The sequence below is a fragment of the Bradyrhizobium stylosanthis genome (assembly GCF_001641335.1).
Classification (GTDB): domain Bacteria; phylum Pseudomonadota; class Alphaproteobacteria; order Rhizobiales; family Xanthobacteraceae; genus Bradyrhizobium; species Bradyrhizobium stylosanthis.
On the sequence record NZ_LVEM01000001.1, the window covers coordinates 855,908 to 871,586 of the forward strand.

Here is a 15,679-nt window from a genome sequence, read left to right on the forward strand (position 1 = left end):
ATAGACCGCCGCCGGTCTATAGTGGGTGGCAACACATCTGAATCTTCTGGAGAATTCGATGCATTCCCACTCCATTGAACAGTGGACGCATGACCACGCGTTCCTCGGCGAAAAGCACGAGGAGAACGAGCGGCGCACCTGGCTCGTGGTGGTGCTGACGCTGGTCATGATGGTCGGCGAGATCGTCGCCGGCTCGCTGTTCGGCTCGATGGCGCTGCTGGCCGACGGCTGGCATATGGGCACGCATGCGGCAGCGCTCGGCATTGCCGCCTTCGCCTATCGTTTCGCGCGGCGGCATCTCGGCAATGCGCATTTCACCTTCGGCACCGGCAAGTTCGGCGATCTCGCCGCCTTCTCCAGCGCGATCATCCTCGGCCTGATCGCGGTCGAGATCGCCTATGAGAGCGTGCTGCGGCTGATCAATCCGGTGCCGATCGTCTATGGCGAGGCGATCGCGGTCGCGGCGCTCGGCCTGTGCGTCAACCTCGCCAGCGCGTGGCTGCTGCGGGGCAGCCACGATCACCACCACGGGCATCATCATGGCCACGATCACGGCCACGGTCATGCGCATCATGATCACGACGATCACGATCACCACCATCATCACGACAACAATCTTCGCGCCGCCTATGTCCACGTCATGGCGGATGCCGCGACCTCGGTGCTGGCGATCGCAGCGCTGCTGGTGGCCATGTATTCCGGCTGGGTGTGGGCCGATCCCGCGGTGGGCCTGATCGGCAGCGTGGTGATCGCGAGCTGGGCGTTCGGCCTCATCAAGAGCTCGGGCGCGGTGCTGCTCGACGTGCGCGCCGACGAGAAGCTGGAGCGGGTGATCCGCGCCCGCATGGAGGTCGGCGACGATCGGGTTACCGATCTGCATCTCTGGCAGGTCGGACCGGGCCATTGCGCCGTGCTGTTGTCCGTGGTGTCGGACCGGCCGAAGCAGCCGGCTGTCTACAAGAAGCGGCTCGCGGGGTTGAAGGGGCTCAGCCACATCACGGTCGAGGTCGAGACCTGCCCGCATTGACGTGATTGGTTGGTGCGGAATTCTTTGGTGCGAGCGGGGTTGATCCTCGGTCGCAGCCGGCATGGCCATAAGGAGAAACAGCAATGATGCCCAGGATCGCGCTCGCACTCACCGCCGTTTCGCTCGCTCTGTCCAGCCCTGCGGCGATGGCGCAATCGGAAAAGAGCGGGGTCGAAAGGCTCTACGTCCTCAATTGCGGCGAGGGTACCGCCGGCGACATCTCGCGCTGGACCCCCGGCCTCAACGAAGGCAAGACGATGGACTTCGTCGACAGTTGCTATCTCATCAAGCACGCCAAGGGCTGGTTCCTGTGGGACACCGGCATCGCCGATGCCGTCGCTGCCATGCCGAACGGGTTGGTGCCCGCCGATCCCAAGGCGGTAACCTGGAAGCGGCCGAAGACGCTCGCGGCCCAGCTCGAGCAGCTCGGCCTCAAGCCCGACGACGTCAAGGCAATGGCGGTCTCGCACACCCATCCGGATCACACCGGCAATGTCGAGCTGTTCCCGCAGGCCATGCTCTACGTGCAGAAGGCCGAATATGACTGGCCCGGCGCCAACAACGAACCGCGCTTCAAGCCGTCGCATCCGGTCGAGCTGCTCACGGGCGACAAGGACGTGTTCGGCGACGGCAGCGTGACCATCCTCTCGACACCCGGCCACACGCCGGGACACCAGTCGCTGCTGGTGAAGCTGCCGAAGACCGGCGCGGTGGTGCTGTCAGGCGATGCCGTGCACTTCAAGGACAATTGGGACAACCGCCGCGTACCCGGCATGAACGTCAACAAGGACCAGACCGCGACCTCGATGCAGAAGATCGCCGACACGCTCGCCAAGGAGAAGGGGCAGCTCTGGATCAACCACGACAAGGCCCAGCGCGACAGCCAGAAACTGGCGCCGGAGTTTTACGACTAGCGCCCTTTGGCGGCCCTGTTGCCACAGCGGTGGCAGCAGGGCTGTGCTAGGCGCAACCCGAAGCTCCGGGACAGGAGACGGCGTGTGGGCGAATGGCTCGGGGTTGCGATCGCGCTGGCGTCGAGCAGCATCGGCGGCACCGCCGCGGCGATCACCCGCTATCTCGTCACCGGCGCCGATCCGGTCCTGCTGGCGATCCTGCGCTGGGGGATCGGCTTTCTCTGCCTGCTGCCATGCGCGTTGCTGCTTCGCGTACGCTGGCCGCAGCGGTCCGACTGGCCGGCCGTGGCGCTGCTCGGCATCTGCTTCTTCGGTCTGTTCTTCATCCTGTACAACATCGCCGTGTCCTACACGACGGCGGCGCGGGCCAGCCTCGCGCTGGCGACGCTGCCGCTGCACACCATGGTGGTCGGCGCGATCCTCGGCGTGGAGCAGCTCACGGCGCGCAAGATCATCGGGGTCGGCATCGCCGTGCTCGGCGTCACGGCGGCGCTTGCCGCGGGGCTCGCGCAGAGCCCGCCGGGCGCCTGGCGCGGCGAGCTGATCATGACCGCGGCCGTGTTCTGCATGGCGTTCTACAACGTGCTGTCGCGTCCGCTGATGCGGCGCTCCAGCGCGCTCGGCTTTCTCACGGTCGGTATGGGCGCGGGCGCAGCGGTGCTGGTGCTGGCGGGGCTCATGAAGGGCAGCTTTGCGGCGCTCGATCACTTCACCACGGCGCAGTGGATTGCCGGCATCTATCTCGGGGCCGGCGGCGGTGCGCTCGCCTTCATCCTCTGGGTCATGGCGCTGGCGCGGGCGACGCCGACCCGCGTTGCCAATACGATGACGGTCAATCCGATCGCCGCGACCTTGCTGGCCGCACTGCTGATCGGCGAGCCGATCACGGCGAACCTCCTGATCGGGCTCGTCGCGGTGTTCGCTGGGATCTGGATTGCGACCGGCGAGGCGAAACCGGCCTAGCTCTTTGGCGCGGTCGCGGCAGGCGGGCTCGTCTCCGGCGTCTTCTTCGGCTTCAGCGTGCCGGCATAGAACGAGACCAGCCACACCAGGAGGAGGGCGAGGAGATAGACGCCCCAGGCCTGCGGCGGCGTGGTCGCCCAGCGCAAGAGGCCCTTGAAGGTGCGGGGCGGGTTGTTGTCGTCGGTCATGGCCCGCTTGTGCGCGAAAGCCGAGGTGCGGTCAATCCGGCCGCGGTGTCGGGCGGATCAGGAACAGGGCCGCCAGTGCCGAGAGGCTGAGCGCAGAGGAAACGATCAGCACCTTGGCACCCATGACGTCGATCAAGAGGCCGAAGGCCAGCGGCGCCACCGCCTGCGCCATCCGCGCCGGCGCACCGATGATGCCGAGGCGGTAGCCGAAATCCTTTGGGCCGAAGATCGATAGCGGCAACGTGCCCCGCGCAATGGTCAGGATGCCGTTGCCCGAGCCATAGAGCAGCGCAAAGGCGCTCGCGGCGGGCGCGCCGAAGATGGCAACGACGGCGGCGCCGACCGGCTGGGTGATGCAGGCCAGCCGCGTCGACCACAGCGGATGGAAGCGGCTGAGAAAGCTCGCCTCCAGGATGCGCGCGGCCACTTGTGCCGGGCCGATCAGCGCGCCGGCCGCGATCGCCTCGATGTGGGTGGCGCCCATCGTCTCGAGGATGCGCGGGAAGTGGACGGCCATCGCACCGGTGACGGTCCATGCGGCGGCAAAGACGAAGGCAAGCAGGATCATGGTGCGATCGAGCGGCACATTCGGCTTCTCGGCGGTCGCCGCCGCCTGCTTTGCGCCCTTGATCGCCGGCAGCATGAAGAAGTTGAGCGGCAGGCCGATCAGGATGTTGGCGGCGGCCCAGGCAAAGCAGGTCTCACGCCAGCCGATATGGGCAAGGCCCCAGGCGGTGAGCGGCCAGCCGACGGTGGAGGCAAAGCCCGCCATCAGCGTGATGCCGGTGATGGAGCCTCGCGCCTCGGTGCCGTAGATGCGCCCCAGCGCGGCGAAGGCGGCGTCATAGAGGCCCATCGCCATGCCGATGCCCAGCACGAGCCAGGCGAATGCCATCACCGCAACCGATTGCGAGACGCCAAGGAGCACGAGGCCGGCGGCGATGATCAGGTTGGAGGCCGACAGCACCTGCCGTCCGCCGACGAGGTCGATCTGCCGCCCGATGCGCGGGCCGAGCATCGCCGAGATCACCAGCGAGGCCGAGAACGCGCCAAACACCCAGTTGGAGGAAATGCCGAGCTCGTGCGCCATGGGATCGGCGAGCAGCGCGGGCAGATAGTAGCTGGACGCCCAGGCCAGCGTCTGCGTCGTGCCCAGCGCCAGGATGATCGGAAGCTGGCGCTGGCTCATGGTTCTGTACGTGGGGTCGGCGATGTCATTGGTTCCATTTGCAGTCGGCCGCGACAGCGCGTCAACAGCACCTGCGGCATATTCGACCTGCTGCAGGCGGGAGCCTTGGTCGCACGCCACGCCCTATGCGTGGCCTTTCGCTCGTCACGAATGCACGCCATAATGGCGCATGCAATTGACCTCGCGCCTCGCGCTGATGAACTGGCTGACCGGCCAGGGGCTCACAGGCCTGCCCGAAAACGAACTGCTCCGCGGGTTCTGCGAGCGCTGCCGCGCCGAGGGCCTGGAACTGTCGCGCGCGCTGGTCGTCATCGACACGCTGCATCCGATCTATGAGGGGCGGGGCTTCCGCTGGAGCGACCGCGCCAGCAACGAGAGCGACGCGTTCGAATACGGCTCGACCGCCGAGGGCGATGCCGCCAAGAGCTGGCGCCGCTCGGTGTTCTTCCACATGCTCGAGCACGGTCACGACGAGATGGTGATCGATCTCGCCGACGCACCGTCGCTGGATTTCTCGCAGATCGGCGAGCTCGCGGAAAAGGGCCACAAGCACTATCTCGCCTTCGTGCATCGCTTCGGCGAGAACGGTGCGCTCGGGCTGATGGACTGCCTCTATTCCTGCTGGACCACGCGGCGCGATGAGGGTTTCGACGAAGCCCAGCTCGAGGCCCTGCGCGATCTGGTGCCGGTGCTGGGGCTCGCGATCAAGTCGGCGCAGCAGGTTGACATCGCGCGCACGCTGGGCCGCGTCTATCTCGGCCGCGGCGCCTCCGAGCAGGTGCTGGGCGGACGCATCTCGCGCGGCGTCACCGAGCGCATCAACGCCGTGCTCTGGTATTCGGATTTGCGCGGCTCGACCGGCATCAGCGAGAGCATCGGTCCGGACGAGATCATCCCGTTCCTCAACGATTACGCGCAGGCCGTGATCGACGCGATCCACGATGCCGGCGGCGACGTGCTGAAGCTGATCGGCGACGGCGTGCTGGCGATGTTCACCGGCGAAGACATGGCGCATGCCCGCCGCGCCGCGCTCCGCGCCGAGCACCTGTTCCGGCAGAACGTCGCGGGCTTGAACGCGCGGCGGGCCGCCGATGGCCGTCCCACCACCTCCGCCTATATCGGCCTGCATGTCGGCGAGGTCTTCTACGGCAATATCGGCAGCGAGGACCGGCTCGACTTCACCGTGGTCGGCCCGACCGTGAACGAGGTCAGCCGCATCGCCTCGATGAGCCGCTCGGTCGATCGCGAGCTGCTGGCCTCGGCGGAGTTCTACAAGGGCCTGGACGCCGCCGGCCGCCGCTACCTCGTCTCCACCGGCCGCTACGCGCTGCGCGGCATCGGCCGCGCGCAGGACCTCTACACGCTCGATCCCGAGGTCGATGCGAACGAGCCCGTGACGGGGAGCTACGAGCGCTATCTGGCGAATTAGCCGGACTTACCCCCGGCGTCGTCCGGGCTTTCGCCAGGACGACGCCGGAAAAATCACCTAGCACCGCACCGCGACCTCATCCCCCACCATGTCCGGCTGCCGGTCGAGGCCCGCGGCCGGGGACAGCCAGATTACCAGCGCCTGCGCGCCGAACACGACGGCGGCGAGATAGAGGCACGCCTCCGCGCTCCAGAGGCCGCCGACGATGGCGCCCAGGGCCGAGCCGAGCGGGCGTGCGCCGTAGCTCATGATGTTGATGGCGGAGACGCGGCCGAGCAGGCGTGGCGGGGTCACCGACTGGCGCAGCGTCGTGGTCGAGATCACCCACAGGATCGGCCCGACGCCGAGCAGGAAGAAGCTCAAGGCGGCGAGCCAGGGCGAGGGGATCAGCACGGTCAACGCCATCACCACTGCGGCGACGAAGCCGGTGACGGGGCCGAGACCAACCACCGTTCCGAATGCGATGCGCTTCATCACGCGCGTGGCGAGGAGCGCGCCGATCACCATGCCGACTCCGTACATGGTCAGCACCGTGCCGACGCCGGCGGCGCTCTGTCCGAGATGACGCACCGCGTAGGGCACGAACACCGCGATCTGCAGGAACCAGCCGGTATTGAAGATGAACTGGGTGATGAACACCGGCCGCAGCAGCGGATGGTGAAACACGAAGGCCGCGCCTTCACGGATCTCCTGCAACGGATGGCGGCGCGGAGAGGGCGCCCGCGCGGGCTCGTAGATGCCGGAAAGCAGCACCACGGCGATGGCCGAGAGCGCCGCGGCGAAGCCGAAGGCCAGGCTCGCCCCCCACCATCCAACCAACGCGCCGCCGAGCGCAGGCCCGCTGGCGAAGGCAATGGTGCGCGCGAGCTCGATCCGGGCGTTTGCGGCGGGCAGGAGGTCCGGGCTCACCAGCGAGGGCACCAGCGCCGGCGCCGCGACGCTGTAGACGACGGTGCCGCACACCGCGGCGAAGCCGAGCAGGGCCAGCAGCGGCAGATTGAGCGCGCTCAGCGCGAGGAGCAGCACGATCGCCGCGAGCGCCGCGGCCCGCAGCGCCTCGGCGCCCGCCATCAGCGCGCGGCGCGAGATGCGGTCGGCGAGCAGGCCGGCCGGAATGGCGAACAGCACGAAGGGCAGGGTCAGCGCGGTCTGCAGCACGCCGGTCTGGCCTTCGGCGACGCCGAGCGTGAGCACGGCGACGATCGGGGCGGCGGCTAGCGCGATCTGCTCGGCGGATTGCGCTGCGAGGTTGGACCAGGCGAGGCGGCCGAAGGTGTCGGGAAGGCGCGGCGGATTTGACATGGCTCATTTCCTGCAAAGTCGGATTGGCGCCAGTATCGGCGTCCCGGCGCGGCCAAACCCACCCGCTTCCCGACAGGGCGGGGCAAAACGCGCCCGATGGGGGAACCGATGCGGCTAGATGCAGTTGCAAATGAGTTGCAATAAGGGACGACTTCGGTATTCTGACCGTATGGATGCACGCTCGCCCGACCTCACCCCCAACGCCGCCGGCTGGCGCGCTGACGCGCCAACCACCAAAAGCCTCGCCGAGGTGAACGGCACGGTCGCCATTCCGGCGGCCGCCCAGTGGTGGCGGCGGCTGCTCGCCTTCGTCGGTCCCGGCTACCTCGTCTCGGTCGGCTACATGGACCCCGGCAATTGGGCGACCGACCTCGCGGGTGGCTCGAAATTTGGCTACACGCTGCTCTCCGTCATCCTGCTCTCGAACCTGATGGCGATCCTGCTGCAGTCGCTGGCGGCGCGGCTCGGCATCGTCACCGACCGCGATCTCGCGCAGGCTTGCCGCGCCACCTATTCGCCGGCGGTGAACTTCCTGCTCTGGCTCGCCTGCGAGGCGGCGATCATCGCCTGCGATCTTGCCGAGGTGATCGGCACCGCGATCGCGCTGAAGCTGCTGTTCGGCATCCCCCTGATCGGCGGCGCGCTGCTCGCCGCGCTCGATGCATTCCTGCTGCTCATCCTGATGAATCGCGGCTTCCGATTCCTCGAGGCCTTCGTCATCGCGCTGCTGGCGGTGATCGCGGTCTGCTTCGCGGTCCAGATCGTGGCCGCCGCGCCGCCGGTTGGCGAAGTGCTGCACGGCTTCGTGCCGAAGGGCGAGATCTTCACCAATCCCGAGATGCTCTACATCGCGATCGGCATCATCGGTGCCACCGTGATGCCGCATAACCTCTATCTGCACTCCTCTATTGTGCAGACGCGCGCCTATGAGCGCAACGACACCGGCCGCCGCGAGGCGATCAAATGGGCGACGACGGACTCCACCATCGCCCTGATGCTGGCGCTGTTCATCAACGCCGCGATCCTCGTCGTTGCCGCCGCGACCTTCCACAAGAGCGGCCATTCGGATGTGGCCGAGATCGGGCAGGCCTTCGAGCTGTTGTCGCCGCTGCTTGGCCTCGGCATCGCCTCGACGCTGTTCGCCGTCGCGCTGCTCGCCTCGGGCCTCAACTCGACCGTCACTGCGACGCTCGCCGGCCAGATCGTGATGGAGGGCTTTCTCGACCTGCGCCTGCCGCACTGGGCGCGCCGCCTGCTCACGCGCGGCATCGCTATCGTTCCGGTGATCGTCGTCACAGCGATCTATGGCGAGCGCGGCACGGCGGATCTCTTGGTGTTCAGCCAGGTCGTGCTGTCGATGCAGCTGCCCTTCGCCGTCATCCCGCTGGTCCGCTTCGTCTCCGACCGCCGCAAGATGGGGCAGTTCGCGATCCCGACCTCCGTTGCCGTGATCGCCTGGATCGTCGCGGGCGTGATCGTGATTTTGAATCTGAAGCTGCTGGCCGATACGCTGTTCGGCTAAGGCCGCTTGCGCGCGTGGCGGCTAGCAGAGCCCGCTCATATGCTTGAACTTTAGGAGTGACGGCAGCCCTTGCGGGCTCGATTTCGGCACGTAGCCCCGCAAGGTCGCCTTCGGGCCCTTCTGCTTGTACTCTTCGATCCCGCATGACGTCGGGCCTTCGTACACAGTCACCGTCACGGCATAGAAATCGGGAAGTACGCCGTCGATCCGGGCCTCGGATTCGATGTCGATGTTCGGCTGTCGCCATGTATGGATGATCTTGCGGCCGGGCTCGGGCCTGTCGAACAAGGGAACGTCAGGTGCAAAGAGATCGGCGATGTCGCCGACCTTGCCGACCGGCTCGCCATAGTCCTTGATGAACTTGCGAAGCTTCGGGGATGGAGACGTCACCACGATGCACCGGCCAAAATACTCCTTGCGTCCGGCGTCACAGGCATGAGCGTCGATGTTCGACGGGATGATCAGCGCGAGTGCGAGGAAAAAAGACGCAGCCGACGGCGAGCGCATGCCTCTGCTTGGCGCGCGACATCGAACCAAGGTGTCTCAGTCCTGCGGCTCGGACGTCGCATCGCCCTGCGCGTCGATGCGCAACCAGCCCGAGGGCGCAAGGCGCTGCTGCGGCAGGAAGCGCGCCTTGTAGTCCATCTTCTTGGAGCCTTCGATCCAGTAGCCGAGATAGACGTAAGGAAGGCCCTGACGTCGCGCGCGGGCGATGTGGTCGAGGATCATGAAGGTGCCCATCGAGCGGCTGACCTGGCTCGGCTCGAAGAACGAGTAGACCATCGACAGGCCGTCGCTGAGGACGTCGGTGAGGGCGACAGCGATCAGTTCCTCGCCGCGGCCGGTGATGCCGCTGTCGGGGCCACGCTTGCGGTACTCGATGATGCGGGTCTCGACATGAGAGTCCTCGACCATCATGGCGTAGTCGAGCACGGTCATGTCGGCCATGCCGCCGTGGCGGTGGCGGGCATCGAGATAGGCGCGGAATACCGAATATTGCTCGGAGGTTGGCACCGCGCTGCGCTGCTCGCCGATGATGTCGGCGTTGCGCGCCATCACCTTGCGGAAGTTGCGGGAAGGGCGGAACTCGTTGGCGACGACGCGGACCGAGACGCAGGCGCGGCACTGGTCGCAGGCGGGACGGTAGGCGATCGACTGGCTGCGGCGGAAACCGCCATGGGTCAGGAGGTCGTTGAGGTCGCCGGCGCGCTCCCCCACGAGATGCGTGAACACCTTGCGCTCATGCCGGCCCGGCAGATACGGGCAGGGCGAGGGCGCCGTGAGGTAAAATTGGGGGGTGTCGCGCGAGTGCTGGGTCAAGGGACGTCGTGGGCCTCCGAAGTGAATATCAGCATCGCGCTACGAAAGCCCTCGGTCAATTGGTCTACTCGGCAGGTCAGATCAGCCAGCTTAGCCGGTTTTGGTTGACAGGCCCTTGATCAGTACGGCCCCGCTCAATAAGGCCTTGCCGCCTGCGGCACGGGTGCACGGACGGAATTGTTGATCACGACCGTTCCCAGCACGAAATCGTGCAGCAGGCGCCGGCGACCGTTGAACAGGCCGACCAGCACGACGAAGGGCGACAGGAACGACACCGTCACCCAGAACAGCACGGCATGGGTGGCGCCAAGCACGAAGTAGCCGGGCGCGCCGTACCAGGTGCGCAGTTCCAGGTCCATCACGCGCATGCCGATCGTGGCGGAGGAGGGGCCGCCGATGCAGGCGCCGTAATAGACGATGGCCCAGATGACGGACGCCGGCCAAGCCGGCCAGAACAGCGCCCAGCCGAGGCCGAGCGTGACTACGCCGAACAGCGCGATGAAGAGGTAGCCGAGGATGACCGGAACGGAGATCACGATCATGTCGATCAGGAAGGCGAACACCCGGCGCGTCGCCACGCCGCGGAACAGTTCCGGATGCAGATACGGATCGTAGGCGTGCGGCTGCACCGCGCCGTCGTTGCGCCAAATGCCTGAATTACCCGAGTCCGACATCGTCCGTTCTCCCAGCGAAGCCCCCATCGCAGGACATGGGAACACGCCATGCCCGCGCCAAGGGCGCGCCGGGGTAGCAAGCCGAAATATTCCGGCGATTCGGGGGCGGTGTGGGGACGACGCCGTGGAAGCATCTTACCCCTGGCTGCGCAGCTTCTCCGCGACCTTCGGTGCAAAATAGCTCAGCACGCCGTCGGCGCCGGCGCGCTTGAAGGCGAGCAGGCTTTCCATCATCGCGCGCTCGCCGTCGAGCCAGCCGTTGTTCGCAGCCGCCGCGATCATCGCGTATTCGCCGGAGACCTGGTAGGCGAAGGTCGGCATCGCAAAGGTGTCTTTCACGCGGCGGACCACGTCGAGATAGGGCATGCCGGGCTTCACCATCACCATGTCGGCGCCCTCGGCGATGTCGAGTTCGACCTCGCGCAGCGCTTCGTCGGTGTTGGCGCTGTCCATCTGATAGGTGCGCTTGTCGCCGGTGAGCGTCTTGGCCGAGCCGATGGCATCGCGGAACGGGCCGTAGAAGGCGGAGGCGTATTTCGCCGCATAGGCCATGATCTGAACGTCGAGCAGGCCTGAGCGGTCCAGCCCCTCGCGGATCGCGGCGACGCGGCCGTCCATCATGTCGGAGGGCGCGATGATGTCGCAGCCGGCCTCGGCCTGCACCAGCGCCTGGCGCACCAGCACCGCGACCGTCTCGTCGTTGAGGATCTTGCCGTCGGAGATCAGGCCGTCATGGCCGTGGCTGGTGAAGGGATCCAGCGCGACGTCGCAGAGGATGCCGATCTCCGGAAACTCTTTCTTGATCGCGCGCACCGCCTGGCAGACCAGATTATCGGGATTGGTGGCTTCCGACCCTTCCTCGTCGCGCAAGGAAGGATCGGTGTACGGAAACAGTGCGAGGCAGGGGATGGTGAGCTTCATGGCGCGCTCGGCTTCGCGCACGGCCTGATCGACGCTGAGGCGCTCGACGCCCGGCATAGAAGTAACCTGCTCGCGCTTGTTGTTGCCGTCGATCAGGAACAGCGGCCAGATCAGGTCATCGGTGGTGAGGACGTTCTCGCGCACCATGCGCCGGGCCCATTCGGCCTTGCGGTTGCGGCGCGGGCGGACGGTCAGATCGAGGGCATGGGGCACGGCCGTGCCCTCCCGGCGCGAGACCTCGCGCAATTCGATCGGACGTCCGTATTTGATCGCCATTACTCTTCCTCCGGCTGGAATTATTCTTATACCAGCTCGCATGGTTCCCGTCACCGCGGCTTGACCTGCCGCAAGGGATGGCAGCCGATTGATTTTGCTGGCCGAAGCAGCCAGAAGGGAGCCATGTCCGAGATCTCCACCCGCGATACGGCCCGCGACAGTGCCAGGGACGCTGCCCGAGACAGTGCCAGAGAAAGCGCGCTGTCGGTGGCGGCGATCTCGTCGGAGCGGCCTGAGTCCGACGACAATGTCTGGACGCGGCGGCTCGTGCTGTTCCTGCGGGTGATGGCGCTGCTCTCGATCCTCAAGGGCCTCTATCATTGGGCGCAGGTGACCGGCTTCGTCGGCGGCGAGGACGAGGCGTTCGAGAACCAGTCGATGGCCTGGCAGGCCGCGACCGTCTACTTCGCTGTGATCGAGCTCGTCGCCGCCGTCGGTCTGTGGCTTGCCACGCCCTGGGGCGCAGTGGTGTGGCTCACCACCGTTGTTTCGATGGCGGTGATCGAGCTGATGTTCCCTGGCATCTACGGCGGCAGCCTCGTCGTGGTCGGCGTCGAGGTCTTCATGCTCGCCGCTTATCTCGCGCTCGCCTGGATGGCCGCGCGCGAGCGGCCGCCGTAGCGCAGGCATTTCGTAGGATGGGTAGAGCGAAGCGAAACCCATCGATGCGACTGCGCGTGGATGATGGGTTTCGCTTCGCTCTACCCATCCTACATCTGTCCAGCTCCGGGACGCTGCAGAGCCGGGGCCCATCTCTCCGCATTCTTGCTTTGACACATCTGGGTCCCGGATCTGCGCTTCGCTTGTCCGGGACACGATGGCGGAGTTGTGCGCGATTGGTTGACCGCTGGTTGCCTCAAATTTGAGGTAAGTTTTCATTGACCAGTCCGTTCCGCCACAGCTGTTACGGGTGCGTTTCGAAACGGGGCGGGGCTGTTCTGGAATGCGACAGAATGGGCGGACGGAGGGTGAACAGGACCTTGCGAAGGTCAACAGACGGTTGCGAAAAGTCCTTGTGGCACAGGCTTAATCCGCAATTCACTGTCTTAAATTCATGATCTCTTTATTCTCTTATTTAAGCCGATCTTCAAACGAGCCCCTTAAGTTGCACCTATCAGACGGGACACAAGTTTCGTCGAATAAGTCGATAAAAACGACAACAGGGGAAGTGTCATGATGAAAGCCGTCGCAACTGCGGCAGATACCGCAGAGCGCGTCTCCGGCCAGCAGGGTTCGGTGCAGTCGCTCTATCTGGAAGCTTTGACTCTGGTGGAGCGGCTGCATCGCCGGCTCCTCGACGTGATCAAGGATGAATTCGATCGCCGCGGCCGTGCGGACATCAACTCGGTCCAGGCGCTCCTGCTCTACAACATCGGCGACAAGGAGCTGACCGCGGGCGAGCTGCGCACGCGCGGTTACTATCTCGGCTCCAACGTCTCCTACAATCTGAAGAAGCTCGTCGAGCTCGGCTTCCTCGATCATCAGCGCTCGCGCGTTGATCGCCGCTCGGTGCGCATCCGCCTGACCCCGCAGGGCCAGGAAGTCCGCCGCATCGTCGACGCGCTCTATCAGAAGCACGTCAAGACGGTCGAGCAGGTCGGTGGCATCTCGGGCGAGGAGTTCTCCACGCTCAACAAGTCGCTGCACCGTCTCGAGCGGTTCTGGACCGACCAGATCCTGTATCGCCTCTGAGCTTTCCGAGGGATCAAGGCCAAGCCGGCCCCGACAACAAGACCGGCAAGCCTCCCGAACGTGCCTAACTTCCCCAAGCGCGCCGGCCCGGAGTTGCCCCCGGACCGGTGCGTTTTGCTTTTTTGCGCCTGCGAAAAAAATCGCCGCCGCGTGGAACGAGTTCCCCTTCTGGCGCTTATCTCTTCCGGATCGGAGGCTACGATGCTGGTCGAGCGCGGCTTGGGGGTGATGAACGTGGAGCTCGTGAGCGAGGCCTACGCCATCGCCGCGAACTATCTGCGACGCTCCGGCGCGATCGCCGACACGCTCGTCACGGACGAGCATTTGCTCGGCATCATCGTCAAGCTGCTCCACCACGGCGAATTCAACAAGATCAGGCTGGCCAACAAGGCCATCGCACGATTCGAGGCCGAGACCGGGGCTCGCGCGGTTGCCTGATCAAAACTCCCCAAATCCCAGTGAACCAGAGGGTGCCATGGAAGCTGCCATCGACCGCATCATGCAGACCTATGACCTGCTCGCCAATCGCACGGCGGCGGCCAGCGAGGAGGCGCGGGAAAAGGTGACGAATTACCTCAACACCCTGATGGAAGCAGGCGAAAAGGACACCCACAGGTTGACAGTCTGCGGCCTGACCTATCTCCGCCAGCTCGACGGCAGCGTGGACCCGGTGAAGGCGGGGTACACCGGGCTATAGGTAAAATCCGGCCAGCCCGGCTGGGGCGTAAAGGTCCAAAGCGGACCCTTTAGGGATAATCGGACAAGGGCGGTTCCGCAGAGCGGTCCTGACGTCGAAATCCTTCAATCCCCACCATATGTTGCATAAATATCAGGCCCGACCCGCAAATGCTTGGCCGGGGGCGGGCGATGTGGTAGATCGCGCGTGCTTCCGATCGCCACACCAGACCCGCCCGTAGCCTGCCAAAAGGCCGCGGCGGTGGAGATATTCGCAAGATGACCCTCGCCAAAACCGCCTCTGCGCCCGATTCGTTTTTCACCGCCTCGCTCGAGCAGGCCGACCCGGAAATCGCCGCCGCCATCAAGGGCGAGCTCGGCCGGCAGCGCCATGAAGTCGAGCTGATCGCCTCCGAGAACATTGTCAGCCGGGCCGTGCTGGAAGCGCAGGGCTCGGTCATGACCAACAAATACGCAGAGGGTTATCCGGGCGCGCGCTACTACGGCGGTTGTGAGTGGGTCGACGTCGCCGAGAACCTCGCGATCGATCGCGCCAAGAAGCTGTTCGGCGCCAATTTCGCCAACGTGCAGCCGAACTCCGGCAGCCAGATGAACCAGGCGGTGTTCCTGGCGCTGCTGCAGCCGGGCGATACCTTCATGGGTCTCGATCTCGCGGCCGGCGGCCATCTCACCCACGGCTCGCCCGTCAACATGAGCGGCAAATGGTTCAAGGCTTCGCACTACACCGTGCGCCGCGAGGACCAGATCATCGACATGGATGCGGTCGCCAAGCAGGCAGAAGAGGTCAAGCCGAAGCTGATCGTCGCCGGCGGCTCGGCCTATTCGCGCGCCTGGGACTTCAAGCGCTTCCGCGAGATCGCGGACTCGGTCGGCGCGTATCTGCTGGTCGACATGGCGCACTTCGCGGGTCTCGTTGCCGGCGGTGTGCATGCTTCGCCGGTGCCGTACGCCCACGTCACCACCACCACCACGCACAAGTCGCTGCGCGGTCCGCGCGGTGGTCTGATCCTCTCCAACGACGAAGTGCTCGCCAAGAAGCTCAACTCGGCGATCTTCCCGGGCCTGCAGGGCGGCCCGCTGATGCACGTGATTGCTGCGAAGGCGGTGGCCTTCGGCGAGGCGCTGCGTCCGGACTTCAAGGTCTATGCGAAGAACGTCGTCGAGAACGCCAAGGCGCTGGCCGAGGCCATGAAGAGCCACGGCTTCGATATTGTCTCGGGCGGCACCGATAACCATCTGATGCTGGTTGACCTCAGGCCGAAGGGCCTGAAGGGCAACGTCTCTGAGAAGGCGCTGGTCCGCGCCGCCATCACCTGCAACAAGAACGGCATTCCGTTCGACCCCGAAAAGCCGTTCGTCACCTCGGGCCTGCGTCTCGGCACCCCGGCGGCGACGACCCGCGGTTTCGGCGTCGCCGAATTCCAGCAGGTCGGCGGCATGATCGCCGAGGTCCTCAACGCGATCGCGCAGTCCGACGACGGCAAGGCGCCGCTGGTCGAGGCCGCGATCAAGGAACGGGTCAAGGCGCTCACCGACCGGTTCCCGATCTACCAGTAAGGTCAGGCC

At 65.7% G+C, this 15,679-nt stretch carries 17 protein-coding genes; 10 read left to right on the forward strand and 7 right to left on the reverse strand.

The window, feature by feature from the left end:
• Positions 1-58: 58 nt before the first annotated feature.
• The 3 genes from dmeF to A7X65_RS04265 all read left to right on the forward strand — a co-directional run bounded on the left by dmeF (position 59) and on the right by A7X65_RS04265 (position 2,904).
• Entirely contained in the window at positions 59-1,027 is a 969-nt protein-coding gene (gene dmeF, locus A7X65_RS04255) for a CDF family Co(II)/Ni(II) efflux transporter DmeF (RefSeq protein ID WP_063684793.1), read from the forward strand.
• Between the two features lie 83 nt (positions 1,028-1,110).
• Positions 1,111-1,941: an N-acyl homoserine lactonase family protein gene (locus A7X65_RS04260; protein ID WP_063683066.1), complete on the forward strand. Its 831-nt coding sequence runs from the start codon at positions 1,111-1,113 to the stop codon at positions 1,939-1,941.
• Positions 1,942-2,025: 84 nt separating this feature from the next.
• Positions 2,026-2,904 carry a DMT family transporter gene (locus A7X65_RS04265; RefSeq protein WP_063683067.1) on the forward strand — a complete coding sequence of 293 codons (879 nt, stop codon included), beginning with the start codon at positions 2,026-2,028 and terminating at the stop codon, positions 2,902-2,904.
• Here the strand turns inward: A7X65_RS04265 and A7X65_RS04270 are convergent.
• Both A7X65_RS04270 and A7X65_RS04275 read right to left on the reverse strand, forming a co-directional pair.
• The gene (locus A7X65_RS04270) at positions 2,901-3,092 is read right to left on the reverse strand and encodes a hypothetical protein (RefSeq protein ID WP_063683068.1); all 192 of its coding nucleotides are present in this window, start codon (positions 3,090-3,092) and stop codon (positions 2,901-2,903) included. The two genes, A7X65_RS04265 and A7X65_RS04270, sit on opposite strands and share 4 nt — an antisense overlap.
• Before the next feature lie 31 nt (positions 3,093-3,123).
• Positions 3,124-4,281, reverse strand: a complete 1,158-nt coding sequence (locus A7X65_RS04275; protein ID WP_063683069.1) for an MFS transporter — start codon at positions 4,279-4,281, stop codon at positions 3,124-3,126.
• Between the two features lie 169 nt (positions 4,282-4,450).
• Here A7X65_RS04275 and A7X65_RS04280 point away from each other — a divergent pair, with 169 nt between their 5' ends.
• Complete coding sequence (locus tag A7X65_RS04280) at positions 4,451-5,710, forward strand: adenylate/guanylate cyclase domain-containing protein (RefSeq protein WP_063683070.1); 1,260 nt, start codon at positions 4,451-4,453, stop codon at positions 5,708-5,710.
• A 57-nt stretch (positions 5,711-5,767) separates the two neighbouring features.
• Here A7X65_RS04280 and A7X65_RS04285 read toward each other — a convergent pair whose 3' ends face one another.
• A complete protein-coding gene (locus tag A7X65_RS04285) occupies positions 5,768-7,012 on the reverse strand; it encodes an MFS transporter (RefSeq protein WP_063683071.1) in 1,245 nt (414 codons plus the stop codon).
• 169 nt (positions 7,013-7,181) lie between these two features.
• Here A7X65_RS04285 and A7X65_RS04290 point away from each other — a divergent pair, with 169 nt between their 5' ends.
• Complete coding sequence (locus A7X65_RS04290) at positions 7,182-8,534, forward strand: Nramp family divalent metal transporter (protein WP_063683072.1); 1,353 nt, start codon at positions 7,182-7,184, stop codon at positions 8,532-8,534.
• 21 nt (positions 8,535-8,555) lie between these two features.
• On the opposite strand, the gene A7X65_RS04295 is transcribed toward A7X65_RS04290, so the two are convergent.
• From A7X65_RS04295 to hemB, 4 genes are all read right to left on the reverse strand, one after another.
• Positions 8,556-8,924 (reverse strand): hypothetical protein, encoded by a 369-nt coding sequence (locus tag A7X65_RS04295; RefSeq protein WP_156527628.1) that lies wholly within the window; start codon positions 8,922-8,924, stop codon positions 8,556-8,558.
• 153 nt (positions 8,925-9,077) lie between these two features.
• Positions 9,078-9,854, reverse strand: a complete 777-nt coding sequence (locus tag A7X65_RS04300; protein ID WP_063683074.1) for an arginyltransferase — start codon at positions 9,852-9,854, stop codon at positions 9,078-9,080.
• 134 nt (positions 9,855-9,988) lie between these two features.
• Positions 9,989-10,528, reverse strand: a complete 540-nt coding sequence (locus A7X65_RS04305) for an RDD family protein (protein ID WP_167358205.1) — start codon at positions 10,526-10,528, stop codon at positions 9,989-9,991.
• A 135-nt stretch (positions 10,529-10,663) separates the two neighbouring features.
• On the reverse strand, positions 10,664-11,725 hold the full coding sequence (gene hemB / locus A7X65_RS04310) for a porphobilinogen synthase (protein ID WP_063683076.1): 1,062 nt from the start codon (positions 11,723-11,725) through the stop codon (positions 10,664-10,666).
• A gap of 123 nt (positions 11,726-11,848) precedes the next feature.
• On the opposite strand from hemB, the gene A7X65_RS04315 reads away from it, so the two are divergent.
• From A7X65_RS04315 to glyA, 5 genes are all read left to right on the forward strand, one after another.
• Positions 11,849-12,346, forward strand: a complete 498-nt coding sequence (locus A7X65_RS04315) for a DUF6163 family protein (protein WP_063683077.1) — start codon at positions 11,849-11,851, stop codon at positions 12,344-12,346.
• 552 nt (positions 12,347-12,898) lie between these two features.
• A complete protein-coding gene (gene ldtR / locus A7X65_RS04320) occupies positions 12,899-13,417 on the forward strand; it encodes a transcriptional regulator LdtR (protein WP_018320040.1) in 519 nt (172 codons plus the stop codon).
• A gap of 201 nt (positions 13,418-13,618) precedes the next feature.
• Positions 13,619-13,855: a hypothetical protein gene (locus tag A7X65_RS04325; protein ID WP_063683078.1), complete on the forward strand. Its 237-nt coding sequence runs from the start codon at positions 13,619-13,621 to the stop codon at positions 13,853-13,855.
• A 37-nt stretch (positions 13,856-13,892) separates the two neighbouring features.
• Positions 13,893-14,114 (forward strand): hypothetical protein, encoded by a 222-nt coding sequence (locus A7X65_RS04330; RefSeq protein WP_063683079.1) that lies wholly within the window; start codon positions 13,893-13,895, stop codon positions 14,112-14,114.
• A 257-nt stretch (positions 14,115-14,371) separates the two neighbouring features.
• Positions 14,372-15,670, forward strand: coding sequence for a serine hydroxymethyltransferase (gene glyA, locus A7X65_RS04335; RefSeq protein WP_063683080.1), 1,299 nt, complete (start codon positions 14,372-14,374; stop codon positions 15,668-15,670).
• Positions 15,671-15,679: the final 9 nt, after the last annotated feature.

Bases quoted from the DNA above. Each gene is read 5' to 3' on its own strand.
- dmeF (WP_063684793.1), top strand. From the start codon at position 59: ATGCATTCCCACTCCATTGAACAGTGGACGCATGACCACGCGTTCCTC.
- A7X65_RS04305 (WP_167358205.1), bottom strand. From the start codon at position 10,528: ATGTCGGACTCGGGTAATTCAGGCATTTGGCGCAACGACGGCGCGGTG.
- A7X65_RS04330 (WP_063683079.1), top strand. From the start codon at position 13,893: ATGGAAGCTGCCATCGACCGCATCATGCAGACCTATGACCTGCTCGCC.
- glyA (WP_063683080.1), top strand. From the start codon at position 14,372: ATGACCCTCGCCAAAACCGCCTCTGCGCCCGATTCGTTTTTCACCGCC.
- A7X65_RS04270 (WP_063683068.1), bottom strand. From the start codon at position 3,092: ATGACCGACGACAACAACCCGCCCCGCACCTTCAAGGGCCTCTTGCGC.
- A7X65_RS04325 (WP_063683078.1), top strand. From the start codon at position 13,619: ATGCTGGTCGAGCGCGGCTTGGGGGTGATGAACGTGGAGCTCGTGAGC.
- A7X65_RS04275 (WP_063683069.1), bottom strand. From the start codon at position 4,281: ATGAGCCAGCGCCAGCTTCCGATCATCCTGGCGCTGGGCACGACGCAG.
- A7X65_RS04315 (WP_063683077.1), top strand. From the start codon at position 11,849: ATGTCCGAGATCTCCACCCGCGATACGGCCCGCGACAGTGCCAGGGAC.
- ldtR (WP_018320040.1), top strand. From the start codon at position 12,899: ATGATGAAAGCCGTCGCAACTGCGGCAGATACCGCAGAGCGCGTCTCC.
- A7X65_RS04260 (WP_063683066.1), top strand. From the start codon at position 1,111: ATGATGCCCAGGATCGCGCTCGCACTCACCGCCGTTTCGCTCGCTCTG.
- A7X65_RS04285 (WP_063683071.1), bottom strand. From the start codon at position 7,012: ATGTCAAATCCGCCGCGCCTTCCCGACACCTTCGGCCGCCTCGCCTGG.
- hemB (WP_063683076.1), bottom strand. From the start codon at position 11,725: ATGGCGATCAAATACGGACGTCCGATCGAATTGCGCGAGGTCTCGCGC.
- A7X65_RS04280 (WP_063683070.1), top strand. From the start codon at position 4,451: ATGCAATTGACCTCGCGCCTCGCGCTGATGAACTGGCTGACCGGCCAG.
- A7X65_RS04290 (WP_063683072.1), top strand. From the start codon at position 7,182: ATGGATGCACGCTCGCCCGACCTCACCCCCAACGCCGCCGGCTGGCGC.